General features: G+C 37.8%; 15 protein-coding genes. All 15 read right to left on the reverse strand.

Translation table 11 applies throughout. The annotated features are described in order from the left end of the window. Positions 1-2 precede the first annotated feature (2 nt). Positions 3-938, reverse strand: coding sequence for a phosphoglycerate dehydrogenase (locus JOC48_RS02195; protein ID WP_204497417.1), 936 nt, complete (start codon positions 936-938; stop codon positions 3-5). Between the two features lie 54 nt (positions 939-992). Beyond that, entirely contained in the window at positions 993-1,571 is a 579-nt protein-coding gene (locus tag JOC48_RS02200; protein ID WP_204497418.1) for a glucose-6-phosphate isomerase family protein, read from the reverse strand. A 12-nt stretch (positions 1,572-1,583) separates the two neighbouring features. After that, complete coding sequence (gene xylB, locus JOC48_RS02205; protein WP_204497419.1) at positions 1,584-3,095, reverse strand: xylulokinase; 1,512 nt, start codon at positions 3,093-3,095, stop codon at positions 1,584-1,586. Between the two features lie 132 nt (positions 3,096-3,227). Then, complete coding sequence (locus JOC48_RS02210) at positions 3,228-4,067, reverse strand: carbohydrate ABC transporter permease (protein ID WP_204497420.1); 840 nt, start codon at positions 4,065-4,067, stop codon at positions 3,228-3,230. Positions 4,068-4,083: 16 nt separating this feature from the next. Next, positions 4,084-5,016: a carbohydrate ABC transporter permease gene (locus JOC48_RS02215; protein WP_338024218.1), complete on the reverse strand. Its 933-nt coding sequence runs from the start codon at positions 5,014-5,016 to the stop codon at positions 4,084-4,086. A 171-nt stretch (positions 5,017-5,187) separates the two neighbouring features. Further along, on the reverse strand, positions 5,188-6,486 hold the full coding sequence (locus tag JOC48_RS02220) for an ABC transporter substrate-binding protein (protein WP_204497421.1): 1,299 nt from the start codon (positions 6,484-6,486) through the stop codon (positions 5,188-5,190). Positions 6,487-6,778: 292 nt separating this feature from the next. Next, positions 6,779-7,765 (reverse strand): SMP-30/gluconolactonase/LRE family protein, encoded by a 987-nt coding sequence (locus JOC48_RS02225; protein ID WP_204497422.1) that lies wholly within the window; start codon positions 7,763-7,765, stop codon positions 6,779-6,781. A 90-nt stretch (positions 7,766-7,855) separates the two neighbouring features. Then, positions 7,856-8,815: a glycoside hydrolase family 88 protein gene (locus JOC48_RS02230; RefSeq protein WP_204497423.1), complete on the reverse strand. Its 960-nt coding sequence runs from the start codon at positions 8,813-8,815 to the stop codon at positions 7,856-7,858. 108 nt (positions 8,816-8,923) lie between these two features. Then, a complete protein-coding gene (locus JOC48_RS02235; RefSeq protein ID WP_204497424.1) occupies positions 8,924-9,679 on the reverse strand; it encodes a GntR family transcriptional regulator in 756 nt (251 codons plus the stop codon). Positions 9,680-9,796: 117 nt separating this feature from the next. Beyond that, complete coding sequence (locus tag JOC48_RS02240; RefSeq protein WP_204497425.1) at positions 9,797-10,777, reverse strand: aldo/keto reductase; 981 nt, start codon at positions 10,775-10,777, stop codon at positions 9,797-9,799. 109 nt (positions 10,778-10,886) lie between these two features. Beyond that, positions 10,887-11,546, reverse strand: coding sequence for a ThuA domain-containing protein (locus JOC48_RS02245; protein ID WP_204497426.1), 660 nt, complete (start codon positions 11,544-11,546; stop codon positions 10,887-10,889). A gap of 17 nt (positions 11,547-11,563) precedes the next feature. Next, the gene (locus JOC48_RS02250) at positions 11,564-12,631 is read right to left on the reverse strand and encodes a Gfo/Idh/MocA family protein (protein WP_204497427.1); all 1,068 of its coding nucleotides are present in this window, start codon (positions 12,629-12,631) and stop codon (positions 11,564-11,566) included. A 268-nt stretch (positions 12,632-12,899) separates the two neighbouring features. After that, entirely contained in the window at positions 12,900-13,604 is a 705-nt protein-coding gene (locus JOC48_RS02255; RefSeq protein WP_204497428.1) for an SDR family oxidoreductase, read from the reverse strand. Positions 13,605-13,617: 13 nt separating this feature from the next. Next, positions 13,618-14,073: a VOC family protein gene (locus JOC48_RS02260; RefSeq protein ID WP_204497429.1), complete on the reverse strand. Its 456-nt coding sequence runs from the start codon at positions 14,071-14,073 to the stop codon at positions 13,618-13,620. An 81-nt stretch (positions 14,074-14,154) separates the two neighbouring features. Continuing rightward, entirely contained in the window at positions 14,155-15,024 is an 870-nt protein-coding gene (locus JOC48_RS02265) for a carbohydrate ABC transporter permease (RefSeq protein ID WP_204497430.1), read from the reverse strand. Positions 15,025-15,108: the final 84 nt, after the last annotated feature.

Here is a 15,108-nt window from a genome sequence, read left to right on the forward strand (position 1 = left end):
GCTTATACGGACTCTTGTTTTTCCGTAAAAAACTCAAGCACATTTTGAGTGGCTTGAACGGTCATTCTCGTAATTGCCTCTGAACTAGCAGCTGCATTATGAGGGGTTAAAATAGCATTTTCACATTCAAATAATGGAGATTCTGTTAATGGCTCCGTACTGAACACATCCATTCCTGCACCAAAAATTAACTCTTCCTTTAATGCCTTCGCTAAGTCAGCTTCATTAATTATTCCACCTCGTGCCGTGTTCACAATAATACTATTCTTTTTCATTCGTTTAAACATAGGGTAGTTTAATAGGTTTTTCGTCTCCTCTACTAAAGGAAGATGGACAGAAAGGATATCACTTTGTTCGATGATCGTATCAAATTCAGAGATTTTCACGTCCATTTCTTCTGCTAATTCATAGTTTGGGAAAAGGTCATATGCAAGGATATCCATATCAAATCCACGTGCACGCTTTGCTACCGCTCTACCTATTGCACCAAAACCAAGAATCCCAATTGTTTTCCCATAAACCTCCGTACCAACACTTTTCGCCCACTGACCATGGAGTAGCTTTTCATGACTTTGCGGAACATGTCTAGCAACTGATAAAAGTAACGAAAACGTGTAATCAGCGACAGCTTCTGTATTTACACCAGGTGTATTTAATACCTTTATCCCCTTTTCTTCCGCAAAATCTTTCGGAATATTGTCTATTCCAACTCCATATTTGGATATGATTTTCAGTTTATTAGCTGCTTTCAAAATATCCTCCGTCAGCTCATCTGTACCAACAATTAATGCATCCACATCCTCCATTAATTCCATCATTCGCTCTCTATCTAAAGGACCAATTTCCCGAATTACTTCATAGTTTTCCTTTTCCCACATCGAATAGATTTCTTTGTTAAACATTCCGTAGGATCGCGGAGTAATTAATACTTTTGGCAAATTTCAACCCTCCCCCTTTACGTTCTGTTCCCTTAGCAATCGTCAAAAGCTTTTTTATACCTTTTGATATCGAGGATTATCTATCAATTTTTGCTCTCCATTTTCCTCAACGGATAGTTTCACAAATCCTTCTGTCTCAATCCCGCCATAATCATGCCCGGCATCACCGGGATAAGCAGCAAAAAAGATAAAGGGTTCGTCCCCAGTATTAACTGTCCGATGCGCCCATTCAGGTGCAACATAAGCAATTGTTCCCGGAACCATCTCCAGTTTTTTAAAGTCCCCTTCCTTTGTCTGCATAATTAGCTGCCCTTTTCCTTTTAAACAAAAATAAATTTCGGCCCGATCTAAAATTTCATGATAATGACCTTTTGTCATAAAATACTCGTTACCAATTTTCCCTGGGTATAAAATAGTCGTACAATGCTGAATATGTGCCATGGTTTCCGGAAGCTCGACATTATAAACTTCATAGATTAGTGGATCCTCTTCCACTCTCTCTTCAACAGCTTTTTGATCAAGATACATCTCCTTCATATGAGAAAGCTTTCTAACAATTACCCTGCCTTCTGGATTAAGCTTTCCTGTATCAAATTCATACTCCGTAGTGAAAGGTTGAAACTTTGCACTCACATGAATCACTCCTTAGTTAAATTGTTTTAGTTTTGTATAAATAGGAACTAACTGCTCATAGGTATCATTGAAAATTTCATATAATGCTTCATATTTCGACTTATTCTTTACATCTGGATCATGTGTTGACACTCTTTTCACCCATTTTTTTGCTTCTTGAAAGTCTTTAATGGCACCACTTCCGACAGCACCTGCCATTGCAGCTCCCATTGAGGTTGCTTCTTCTAAATACGAAGGAACCTCAATATCTAATTGATAGATATCAGCTAATATTTGACGCCATAACACACTTTTAGCGCCTCCACCTAATACCCACATTTTCTCAATAGGTATCCCGGAATTTCTAAATGTATCGAGGACAACCTTTAAATTAAAAGCTACACCCTCCATCACTGCTCTAGCCATGTCTCCGCGATCATGAGTAATCGACAATCCAACAAAGGCACCTCGCGCATCAGGGTTCCACCTGGGTGAACGCTCCCCCATTAAATAAGGAAGAAATAGTAATTTGTTGGAGCCTAATGGAGATTTACTTGCTTCCTCATTCATCACATCGTACTTATCCAATTTCAAATGACCGTACAACAGCTGAGTGACCCATTGCATCGATCCCCCGCCTGTTTGCATCGTACCGTTAGGAGAATATTTCGTTGGATCTAAATGAACCCATGTATAGGTTTTCATTTCCGGATCAAATACAGGCTCATCAGAAGCAACTGCCACCCATGAAGATGAACCAATATAGTTAAATGCTTCCCCATGATCCATGACACCAACACCAGCGGCTGCACATACACCATCTCCAGCCCCGATAACAACTGGAGTTCCTTTAAGTAAACCTGTCTCTTCAGCAGCTTGGTTCGTTACACTTCCAATAACATCTGTTGAGGCACAAGCATCTGGAAACACTTCTTCATCAAGATCCCATGCGTCGATAATTTCTTTTGACCAAACCTTATTAACGATGTCAAAGCAATTCGTTCCACATGCATCAGAGTAATCGGTTACAAAAACACCAGTCATTTTAAAGGCTAAATAATCTTTTGCCTGCAGAAACTTGTAAGTCTTTTGATACACCTCTGGTCGATTGTCCTTCAGCCATTTAATTTTAGCTCCTGAATAAGAAGAGCTGATTCGGTGCCCTGTTACCTTATAGACATACTCCATACTAAGCTGCTGCTCGAGTTGACTAGCTTGTTCCTCTGCTCGCATATCTGCCCAAATAATCGAATGCTGTAGCGGATTACCATCGCGATCCACAGGTAAGGCACCCATCATTTGACCACTGAAGCTAACTGCAGCTATTTCCTCTCTATTTATATTCTTTTCGGAAACAAGTTTTTTCGTCGTTTCACAAACAGCTTTCCACCAGTCAGAAGGATTCTGTTCTGCCCATCCGGAATGAGGATAGTTTGTTTCATATCCAAAAAAAGCGCTATTTATGAGTTCACCATTTGTTGAATACAGTGTCGCCTTATTCCCTGTTGTTCCGACGTCATGTGCTAACACATACTGCTTTGCCACTGAAATTCCCCCTTAGACGTAATGTAATAGGTTAGTTAATCGTATCAGAAAATGGTAGTCTTGGAGTGAATGGATAGAATTTCTTAGATGAATTTTTTCATACAAATCAAGTTGACTAGTACAGATGCTTGATTAACTCTTAATAGCCCCTTGTGTTAAGCTTTCAATAAAGAATCGGTTAAATATTAAGAACACAAGGATTAATGGTACTGTTGCCCAAAAAGTACCGGACAAAATCATTCCATAATCTTGGACATAATTATCTACTAATGTACGAATTGCGATTTGAATCGTATGAGATGTTGTATCCCGAAGAACGACGAGTGGCCATAAAAAATCATTCCAGACATACATGAATCTTATAATCGCTAATGTAGCAAAGGCTGGCAATATTACAGGACAAACAATGTTCCAATATATTCTAAAGTATGAACAACCATCTATCTTTGCAGCTTCTAACAATTCATCTGGAACGGATCCTTTTACATATTGCCTCATCCAAAATATTCCAAAAGCATCGATTAATCCAGGAACAACAACCGCTTTTAATTCATTTAACCAACCCAATTGTGTAATAATATAGTATTGAGGGATTAAACCAAGTTGTGGTGGAATCATCATGGTTACTAGAATGAAAATAAATAAAAATTCTTTCCCTCTAAAATTTAATTTCGCAAAAGCAAACCCTGCCAATGAACAGATAAACAAAACACCTATTGTAACTAAACTAGAAATAATTAATGAATTTAACATCGCTCCAAAAAAGTCAATTTTGGCTAAAACATTTTGAAAGTTTGTAACCAATTCTTTTCCAGGAAGTATCGCAGGAGGAACTTTATTAATGGCACTAGTATGGTTCGTTGCTATTACAAACATCCAATAAAATGGAAACAGGGAAATTACTGATCCTGCAATAAGGATTATATAGATAAACAATTTTGAAAAAGTGAATCCTTTGCCTCCACTATGCATTGTCATTTTACCTCCTTTAAGAACTAATTCGATTTGTTATTAAATAATTGATAAATGAAACAATGATAATAATGAAAAATAATGTTACAGCAGCTGCTGATGCAGTACCAAATGCCATATTATTAAATGCTTCTCTCCAAAGGTAAAGTACAGCTGTTATTCCTTCTTCCCTAGCATTACGCCCTAAAAATATGAGGGGTTCAGTAAATAACTGTAAAGAACCAACTGTTGAAAGAAAAACAGTAAATATGATGACAGGTTTTAATAAAGGAACGGTAATATAAAACAGTTGCTGACGTGTAGTTGCCCCATCGATAGTAGCTGCTTCATACAGTTCTATTGGAATACTTTGTAGGCCAGCTATAAAGATGATGACATTGTACCCTACCCATCTCCATAGAACCATACATGCAATAGCGATTTTTACAGCCCACTCTCCTACTTGCCATTTGATTGGTTCAAACCCAAACCAACTAAAAGTCAAATTAGCAATTCCAAATTCCATGTTACTGAAAATTACTCCAAAAACAATTGCTACAGCAACTGTCGAAGTAACATATGGCATAAAAAGTGAAACTCTGAAAATACTTTTTAGCCGAACGAATGCTGAATTGAGAATAAACGCCAATATAATAGAAAAAACCAAGATTGGAAAACAACCTAAAAATCCTATGATGATCGTATTATAGATAGCCTTCCAAAAGACTGGATCTGAATAGATCAATTTGTAGTTGTTTAGCCCAACAAACTCCATTTCATTTAGCCCGTTCCATTTCTGAAAACCTAAATAAAAACTAAATAAAATAGGAAATAACCCAAAGATGCCAAACAATATAAAAAAAGGCGAGACATATAAGTAACCTACAAAACTCTCTTTAAAGCTCTCACTAAAATATCTCTTCGTTTTTATTTGTGCTGAACTATTCGTATTAATCGTTGTTTTAATCACACTATAATCCCCTTTGTTTCCCAAACGGAGCTGACCTATAAGGGCGTGACTCCCTCATTTAACCACACAAATTATTTTCCATGAGTACTAGATGTAATAATTGAATGGTTATCTCTTTATATTTGGACAGTTCCGTTTGGATTTAGTTATTAAGAGATGTATATCCTTTCTTTAGTTCCTTGCAAGTTGATCCTTGATTCTTTCGACTGCATTATTCCATTCTTCCTCTGGATCGCCATCAGCGGAAGCAACATTAATTAATGCTGTAACCAATTCATTATGAACAATTGGCGTATCCTTCCCTATAAATACTGGTTCTACCTTTTGTGCTGCATCAGCAAATACAGATGCTGTTTTTGTACCACTGAAATATTCATCACTCTTTGAAAGAAAATCTTCATCTTCATAAACTCCAGGAGTAGATGGGAAGATACCAGCAACATTAAATGCTTCTAATAACTGTTCGGGTGATGTCAACCATGAAATAAATTCATAGGCTTCTTCCGGATACTCGCTTTGTTTAGGAATAGAGATAAATGATCCTCCCCAGTTTCCTGCACCTTCAGGTAGTGTTGTAATAGCCCAATTACCTGCTGCGTCGGGAGCATTTTCCTTTACTCGGCCAACCATCCACGAAGCAGCTAGAAGTGTTGCAGAAGTACCTTCAGACATTGCATTTCCCCACTCCGGAGTCCATAGCTCATTTTGGCCTACAAGTCCTTCTTGAATTAATCCTGTTGCAAAATCATAAGCTTCCTTTACATAAGGTGAGGTTTCGATGATCAATTCATTATCTTCATTAAAATACTGTTCTGGTGCCTGGTCTCGAACAGCATTGAATAGTAATTCAGGACTATCCGTGATGTTCGTTCCAGTTTCACTTTTAATTGTTCTGGCTACTTCCACATAGTCATCCCAGGTACTGATTAATTCCGCTACCTCATCAGGATTTGAAGGTAATCCAGCTTCTTCAAATATATCTGTTCGATAATACATTGCAGTAGGACCAATGTCAGTAGGCAAGGCAATCATATAATCTCCCTCAGGACTTTCCGCATTTTTCCAAGCCCAATCTAAGAAATTATTTTTTACATCATCAGCACCATAGTCATACAAGTTATAAAAATGATCTTGTGCTTCCCTGAATTGAGGGATGTATGCTATTTCAATCATACTAATATCAGGTGCTCCTGAACCTGCAGAAAGGGATGTAAATAAATTATTATGCATATCTTCGCTTTCTTGTAACTGTAAATTAACTTCTACATTCGGATTCTCCTCGTTATATTTTTCTACAAGTCCGTCAAACCCAAATTGACCAAATACCCAAAAGTCTAATGTTACTTTTTCTTCAGAGTTTCCATCTCCCCCCGAAGATGACTCTCCACCTGTCTCATCTGAATCACTACAAGCCACAAGCAAAAGTGATAAAACAAACATGAAAAAGATTATTGAAATTTTTCCTTTCATTTTCCATTGACCTCCTTGTTTTTTATAACTGTAAAACAACCTCCCAACAACCGGTAAAAATCACCTCCTTATCTTGATCACATAAATGTAAGCGCCTTCCATCCCGGGTGAAAAAAAGACACCAACACCTGAATTACTAACAACGTAAAATGCCCTACAAAATGGTGTCTATGCTGTAAATATGTCTTTACATTTATTTTTTTAAAAAAAGAGCGGCTTGGTATTAAGTCGTATTGTTTTATTACACTATCAACCTACAACACTTTTAAACTGTGATTGATAGTGTAATAGATTATATTTCCAGCTCTGCCATTGTGGCAGGGAGCTCATGACCAGTGTTAATTTTTCCAGGTCCAGTAACTAAACCAAAGCAAGAAATGACTAACTTTCCATTCCATATAATTGGTTCGCTGGGCTGGTCAATTTCTCCATTGAATCCATTTGTGTCTGGACTTTGAGCGATTCGGGTAACCGTACCATCCGGCGTTACCTTCGCTATTGCATTTGCTGAAAAATCTGCAACGTATAAATTCCCTTCATCATCCATAATCATGCCATCAGTTGTCTGTAGCTGTTCTGGATTCTTTGCCCATACTTTATTTTCTTTTACGGATCCATTTTCATTAAATGTAATTTTATGGACAGCACCATCTCCAAAGTTGCCTACATATAAGTTACCTTTTTTATCAAAAACAATGCCATCTGCCCCGTATTGGTCTTCTTCATTTAAGGTGATAAATGTTGTTAAAATATGCTCATCCTCTAACGTATTTGTCACCTGAATCCCTTCATCATCTAAGTGAAACTTATATACTGCACTTACTAATAAACCAGATGGATCTTTGATTTTTGGAAGAACACTCTGTGTCACATACATATCGTTGCCACGAATTCGAATGCCATTTGGGTGTTCCATCCCCTCAGCTACAACAGTCGATTTAACAACTTTATCATCTTGTACTTTCAGCCTGATTACACGGCCTTTTTCCTGTAGTTCTGGTTCACCAGACCAGCCCTGATTATCACAAATGTAAATATCTCCGTCTGGTCCAAATGCAATTCCCATTGGACAGGCGATACCTGTATCTTCTGCAACAGGAACATCCACCCATTTTCTCGGATTCTTCTTTTCATCAAATCGAATCAAACAACCACCTTGTTTTGACTGATCTGCGAAATTAGGACAAGAAACAACTAAATCTCCATTCGATGCAACTTCCATCCCATCTGGTGTCGTTACATAGTCTGGGAGTAAAGCAAATAATGTTGATTGTTTCAATTGACACACCACCTTTTTCTATGTCTACTATGTCTTAAGCTTCGCTTCCATTAAAAGACTAACGTATCCGCTTTCATTTTTGATAATCCTTTAAACAGGAACTACTTTATTTGCAACTGCTTCCATCAAAAGGAAGAATGCTTGACCTTCTGGTGCACTACCAGACTTATCAAAGTGAGGAGCACTGCAAACGCCTTGAACAATGCCAAATTCATCTACTTTTTTATGAGCTGCTTCTCTCATTTTGTTCGCTTGTTCTAAGTAAGAACTACTTAACCAATTGGACGATACACCTCGATAAATGGAATAACTGAGCATTTGGCCAACATTTGTTTCTACAAACGTTGATGGATCGTCCAACACATCATGAAATAATCCGTCTTCCCTTTGATAACGAAGGCAACCATCGATGATTTCTTTCACATAACCCATTAGCCGTTTTTTATCATCAGACATAGACTCTGGTAAAGCTTCTATGACACGAACAATACCTGCTGCTGCCCAACCGTTGCCAACGCCCCAAAAATCTTTCCTAGCAAAATCATTTATATCATCATCCCACATGTGGGAAAACAACTGATTTTCCTCACTCCACAAGAGGTCTCTAAATCCTTCAATTTGTTTAACCGCTTCTTTTTCATGCCCCATAACCGCTAGAAATGGAGGGGCCATATAAAACGAATCAACCCAAACTTGTTTTTTATGATTTACATGATATAAAATTCCACTTTCCGATTTTGGAGCATCGTTTAGTAAGTAATGCAACATTTTTTGAACCGCTTCCTGCAATTTCGAATCTCCTGTTTTGATAGCTGCGAATAATAGCGGTTCACCATTAGCAGCAGGATCGGTTACACTTTGTGTATCGCCCATAACGCCTAACCTGCCACTTTTATCCTGACGTACAACAGAGTCTTTAGCGAGTAAAATGACATTATCCGTGTCACCCAACTCTAATAGTGCTTGTGCTGCTACTCCTTGTTCCCAGGAAAATCTCTGCATTCCAAGTAAAGCTTTTTTTACTTTATCAACTTTTTGTTGATTTACCATGAAACACTTCCTCCTGTCCGAATGGAATTTCCTTGCATATGTTCTAAAGTAATGATGTCAATATGTCATGACATATTTAAGTAAAAATTGAAATCCTACTAAATTATTTCACCTTTCTATCTCAAATGTGAACTTATTCCGGTCACCTCTATACTTTGCTAAAGAATACTCAATTGGCGTGTCATCTGATAAATACGTAATCGTTTTAATGTACTGAATTGGTGCGCCCCTTTCGACTCTTAACAATTCAGCTTCGTATTCACCTACTAATGATGCTTCCAGCTGTCGTACTGCTTTTTTTAGTATATATCCACATTCATCCTGTAAAATTTGATAAAGTGATTCATTTTCAAGATCTTTCGATAAAATCGCTTTACATTTTTCATATGGCAGATAGGTTATGACTGAAACAATTGGCTCATCATTCGCAAAGCGTAATCTTCTTAATTCAATCACTTCCATACCAAATGGTATTTGCAGGGCCTCGCTAATTTTCCTATCACTATTAATCACTGTAGCGCGTAATACCTTTGTCGAAGGATGAAGCCCCTTTTCCCTCATTTCATTATTAAAGCTGTCTAACTCTCTAAGAAATGACTGATTTATTTTTGACTTTGACACAAAAGTGCCTTTCCCCTTCACGCGAAAAAGGTAACCTTCCACTACCAATTCATTTATAGCCTGACGCACTGTAGGACGACTAATTTCAAAATGTGCACTAATTTCAACCTCTGGAGGTATTGGTACATCAAGATCTGTATGTTGATTTGTTATATATTCTAACAATATTTCCTTTAATTGATAATACAATGGCATCGGATTGTTTTTGTTTATTACTTTGTCCTTACTAAATACAGATGACATTTAATCCCCTCACTATTACTCATTTGTCCTAATGTAACGATGTAATGATGTAATTACATATTACTCTTTAATAATGCGGTTTATTCTTCTTTTTGTCAATACAAAAATCAGAGGGAATTACCATGCATATACTTCTGGAATTTGTCCACCAGGACCAGGGAAAATTTCATCTAACTTAGCTAGCACATCGTCTTCTAATTTAACTTCTACTGCACGTAACGAATTTTCAAGTTGGTCTAAAGTTCGAACACCTATGATTGGTGCGTTAACAACTGGATTAGATAATAACCATGCTAAGGCCACTGTATCTTCCCTTTCACCAATCTCTTTACATAAAGCTGAATATTGTTCTAATTGCTCGCGATGTCTTTCTGCTCTTTCTCTATTCTTACTACTTCTTGATTGTCGATCAGGATTTAATGCATTCCCGCCTAACAATCCCCCGTCTAATGGACTCCATGGGACAACTCCGATTTGATTTCTTTCTGCTGCCGGGAGCACCTCTAATTCTGGAAGACGACAGTTCAAATTATACTTATGCTGCTCTAAAACTAATCCAAAAAAATTCCTCGCTTTAGCAGCTGCTTGAGCCTCGGCTAGTGCCCATCCTGGAAAATTACTTGATCCAACATAATCAATCTTTCCTTGATGATTAGCATTTTCAAATGCCTGCCAAACTTCATCCCAAGTAATATTTCGGTCAATATGATGCATCATGTAAATTTCAACATGATCGGTTTTTAATCTGCGAAGTGAATCCTCTAAATGTCTTCTAATCTTATATGCTGATAATCCCGGCTCATCATTTGGACCATCAAGTGGATTATTGATTTTCTCATAAACTTTCGTTGCAAGTACAACTTTTTCCCTACGATTTCCACCTTGTTCAAACCAACGTCCTATGATTTTTTCAGTGAGGCCTGCATTATCACCCCATCCATAAATGTTAGCGGTGTCAAAATAATTAATACCAGCATCTAGGGCCGCATCCATAATCTTAAATGCTTCCTTTTCTTCGGTATCTACACCAAAATTCATCGTACCCAAGCACAACTTACTTACTTTAAGGCCTGTCCGACCTAAATTTGTATACTCCATTTATGCACCCCTTTCTGAGATTCTACTAAAATGTACCATAGAATTTTTTTCCAATCAATAGTTTTTATCAAAAAATTCAAATAATTGAATTCGTTTACACATTCTGTTATTATTCAAAACTCAATTTCAAGCATTGTACCAGTATATTCAAAAAGTCTTCATTTAATAAACCTTCTTCTAAGTGAGCTGGTGTCAAACACACAACTTGACCCTTTCCATACTCATGATACCATCCTGCAATAGACGAACCATCGACCGATTCCGATTTCAAGAATACGTTCGTGTTTTGTTCATCACAATGAACAAAGTAATGCTCATCAAGAAATTCAAACGACTTCTCTACGTGAATAGAATCGCTAGTAGAATCTGCATAATAATGTACAACCTGATGTTCTTTCGGATGGTGAATAAAATGTCCGCGTAACATCGTGATATACTCTTTCATATTTTCATAGGATGCAAGACCGGCATGCCAAGCTAGCCAACCTCCGCCATTTTCTACATACTTGTTTATAAGAGATGCATCGTCTTCTGTCATCCATCTTTTTACTACATCATCTTGAGGATTAATACGGTTTTCTGCAAATAGAACAACGGCATCTGGGTTTGTTTGAATGTTTTCCATCAATTCACTCACCGGTAAATAGTCTATCTCTAGTTCTGTATTGCTTTGTTGATTTAATCGTTGAACAGCACTTTCAAACGATTTAACGGCTATACTTCTCTCATGGTAAAAGTCACCTAATACGGCAGTAATTTTCTTTTTCATTCTATATGACCTCCAACTTAAAGATTCAGTTTTACTTCTGTTCCCGTTCTTGCTGACTCATATAGTGCATCCAAAATAACATTATTCATATATCCGCTTCTTCCAGAAACACTTGGCTGTTTATCCTCACGAATACAGCTTAAAAAGTGATTAGACAAAGCTGTTCGATCAAATTCGGTCTCCGTTGGTTCTGGACTGAAATCAATGGAACTGTTAAATTTTTCTATCATCCATTTACCATACTTATCACGTATGGAAACACCGCCTTGGTCACCCATAATATGCATATACGGCTTATTCTCTTCTGCATCAGTAAAGGCTGCCCAACTAACCTCCAAATTTATCACTGTTCCATCATCTAATCGGATCATAGCTATGGCCAAGTCTTCGACATCAAACGAACCAGAAAAATTTGGTGTACCCCAATTACCGATACCCATTCGTTGTGTTCCAATTTCACCATAGGTTGCCCCTACTACAGAAATTGGCTTCCTATCTCCTACAAGGAATAACGATAAATCTAACATATGAACTCCTATATCTACCGCACATCCACCTCCCATGTGTTCTTTCGATGTATAAGTAGTTCCCCAGCCAGGAATTCCTTTACGGCGAAACCAACCTGCTTTTACATAATAAATACGTCCAAATTGGCCTTGCTCAATATGCTCCTTTACTTGGTTGAATGGATAACTCCAGCGCATTTGATGACCAATCATGAGTTTCTTTCCCGATAGACGCTCGGCTTCCAATATGCTGGTTGCCTCTTCAGCATTCATCGCCATCGGTTTTTCTAGTAACACATGCTTACCATTATTAAGTGCGGAAATGGCTATTGATGCGTGGTAGCGGTTCGGAACACTGATTACGACCGCATCTACATCTGGATCTGAAATAAGCTGTTCACTATCTACATAAGCCTTTTCCAGCCCATATTCTGATTTGGCAGCTTCTGCCCTTTGTTCCGATGTATCCGCCACAGCAGACATTTGCACTCCTTCTAATTCACTAAAAACCTGCATATGAATCAAGCCCATGGCTCCTGCACCAATAAAACCCATTCTAATTTGTTCCTGTTCTCCCATGCTTCTTTAACTCCTTCATATATAATCTTTGTTCAGCACTTTAAAATTCCCTAATTCTAACGAATTAACGTATTCCCCCCTTACCGATTTACTAATTAATTATTAATTTACTGAACATTAAGAATATAACAGTTGTTGAAATCGTTTTCAATATTTTTGAACTGCATCCACTTTTTTACACTTAATTACTTCCATGAAACAGGCAATGAATGCGCCTGTTTCATGGAAGTGAAGACAAAATGTAGTTTTAAACCTCATTTGGTTCAATTTAAATCACCATCGAACGCCCATGATGATCTACAAATACATACTTGTTATTGACGTTCTTTTTGCGTTCAACCATGTCAAAAATACCTGTTGCTGTATCCATCGGGTCAAGCGGGGCCTTGTTTCCACCCATATCTGTTCTCATCCAACCCGGGTGAACAGATAATACTTTAATATCCTTCTCCCTTAAGTAAACATTTAACTTTTCAGAAAGCATATTTACCGCAACCTTTGATAGTCCATATGGATAATCTCCGGCATATGCATTCGTCAGGCTTCCCGCTTCCGAAGAAACATTAATAATCGACTGCTTATTTCCTTTTTCTAATAGCGGAAGAAAATGTTTAATGACACGAATCGGGCCTAACGTATTAATATCAAATGCTAGTTTACAAGCTTCTAAATCTAATTCTTCTATCGTTTTTTCTCTTTCGTTAAGGATCCCAGCGTTATTGATGATTCCATCAAGGCTAGCGTTCTTCCTCTTGATTGTTTCGGTCGCAGCAATCACAGAATTTTCATCTGTAACATCGAGCTGCACAATTTCTAGTTTTTCTTTATACGTTTCTTGTAATTGGGCTAATGGCTCCGTTGTTTTTTCGTCGAGGCTTCTAACGCCGGCATAAATATGGTGCCCATTTTCCAAACCTACTTTAGCCAGACACAAACCCAACCCACGATTTGCGCCAGTAATTAAAATATCCATAGGAACCTCCTTTTTAATCGTTTTCCAGCAACTCTAGTAGAACCTTCAACTCATCCGTCGTCTCCACGTAGCTATATCTACCACCGTCGTACTCGCCTTTTTGGATTAAAGGCATGCCGTTCGCCTCCAATTTCTTAACGGTTCCCTTCATATCCTCAACGACGAAGGCAATGTGGTGCACCCCTTCCCCATGTTCGTCCAAAAATTCTCTCCATGTACTCGGGTGCTCATCCGGCTCAATTAACTCCAGCTGCAAATTCCCTCCTACATCAAAGAAAGCTAGTTTCGCTCGTGCTTGGGAAGATTCCCCTCGATACTCTGTTTGCGCTTTATCTACCGTGTCGGTGATAATTACATTCGGCTTTTCTACTCCTAAAAAGTCAGCATAAGCCTGAGAAGTTTTTTCGATATCCTCTACAATAATAGCAATTTGCGTGACAACGTTTGTTCCTAATACACTGTTTTTCATTACAGTTCCTCCTCGTTTTCTTTATATTTTATACAAAGCTTCCTTTGCATAATGATCGGTTCATTTCGGTGATCAAACCGTCTACTCCCACCTTTTAGAGAGTCGGAAAAAGATCAACGTCATCGTTAGAGCAATAATTAATAAGATCCATGCCATAGCTGATGCATATCCCATGTTAAAATATTGAAACGCATTTTTATATAAGTACAGCGAGTAAAACAAGGTCGCATTGTCCGGACCACCGTTTGTAATAATAAATGCTTCCGCAAAGGATTGAAAAATGGCGATCATACCTGTTATACCATTAAATAAAATGGCCGGCCGCAGCATCGGAAGTGTAATATGGAAAACTTTTTGCAGAACATTCGCTCCATCAATCGAAGCTGCTTCATACAAGGTTTTTGGAATATCCCCTAATGCTGCCAGGTAAATCAAAATCATATTGCCAGACATCCATATCATCATTAAAATAAAACCAGGCTTTGCCCATTTCGGACTGGCAAACCAGCCCGGTCCTTCAATTCCAATTAAACCGAGTACAGAATTTACAACACCTGAATCCGGTTGCAAAATCCAAATCCATAAAATGGCAAGAACTACGAAAGGGACGAGTGTCGGAATAAAAAAGACGACCCGAAAAAACGACATCCCTTTAATATCCTTGGTGTTAAGTAATATTGCGATAAATATGGTTACAATCGTTGTTAACGTTAACCCGACAAAGATCATATACATCGTGTTGCCCAAAACGGTAAAAAATACATCATCTACAAACAGCAATTCTCGATAATTTTGCAGTCCCACAAATTCAGGTTCCGTTATTAAATTATATTTTGTCAAAGAATAATATAACGAGCTAAATAATGGGTAAATAGTAAAGAATAAAAAGCCTATGATCCAAGGTGAGATAAAAAGTAAACCATTTCTCAAATTTCTTCTTTCCGTATTCATAGCTAACACCTCATAGAATCTATTTAAATAGATGTGGTACAAGTGCTTGTTGTTGTGAAGAAGTATTCGATCTCAAGTAGTAAA

This window comes from Aquibacillus albus, assembly GCF_016908325.1.
GTDB classification, from domain to species: domain Bacteria; phylum Bacillota; class Bacilli; order Bacillales; family Amphibacillaceae; genus Aquibacillus_A; species Aquibacillus_A albus.

Bases quoted from the DNA above. Each gene is read 5' to 3' on its own strand.
- JOC48_RS02210 (WP_204497420.1), bottom strand. From the start codon at position 4,067: ATGCATAGTGGAGGCAAAGGATTCACTTTTTCAAAATTGTTTATCTAT.
- JOC48_RS02220 (WP_204497421.1), bottom strand. From the start codon at position 6,486: ATGAAAGGAAAAATTTCAATAATCTTTTTCATGTTTGTTTTATCACTT.
- JOC48_RS02230 (WP_204497423.1), bottom strand. From the start codon at position 8,815: ATGGTAAATCAACAAAAAGTTGATAAAGTAAAAAAAGCTTTACTTGGA.
- JOC48_RS02235 (WP_204497424.1), bottom strand. From the start codon at position 9,679: ATGTCATCTGTATTTAGTAAGGACAAAGTAATAAACAAAAACAATCCG.
- JOC48_RS02240 (WP_204497425.1), bottom strand. From the start codon at position 10,777: ATGGAGTATACAAATTTAGGTCGGACAGGCCTTAAAGTAAGTAAGTTG.
- JOC48_RS02245 (WP_204497426.1), bottom strand. From the start codon at position 11,546: ATGAAAAAGAAAATTACTGCCGTATTAGGTGACTTTTACCATGAGAGA.
- JOC48_RS02250 (WP_204497427.1), bottom strand. From the start codon at position 12,631: ATGGGAGAACAGGAACAAATTAGAATGGGTTTTATTGGTGCAGGAGCC.
- JOC48_RS02255 (WP_204497428.1), bottom strand. From the start codon at position 13,604: ATGGATATTTTAATTACTGGCGCAAATCGTGGGTTGGGTTTGTGTCTG.
- JOC48_RS02260 (WP_204497429.1), bottom strand. From the start codon at position 14,073: ATGAAAAACAGTGTATTAGGAACAAACGTTGTCACGCAAATTGCTATT.
- JOC48_RS02265 (WP_204497430.1), bottom strand. From the start codon at position 15,024: ATGAATACGGAAAGAAGAAATTTGAGAAATGGTTTACTTTTTATCTCA.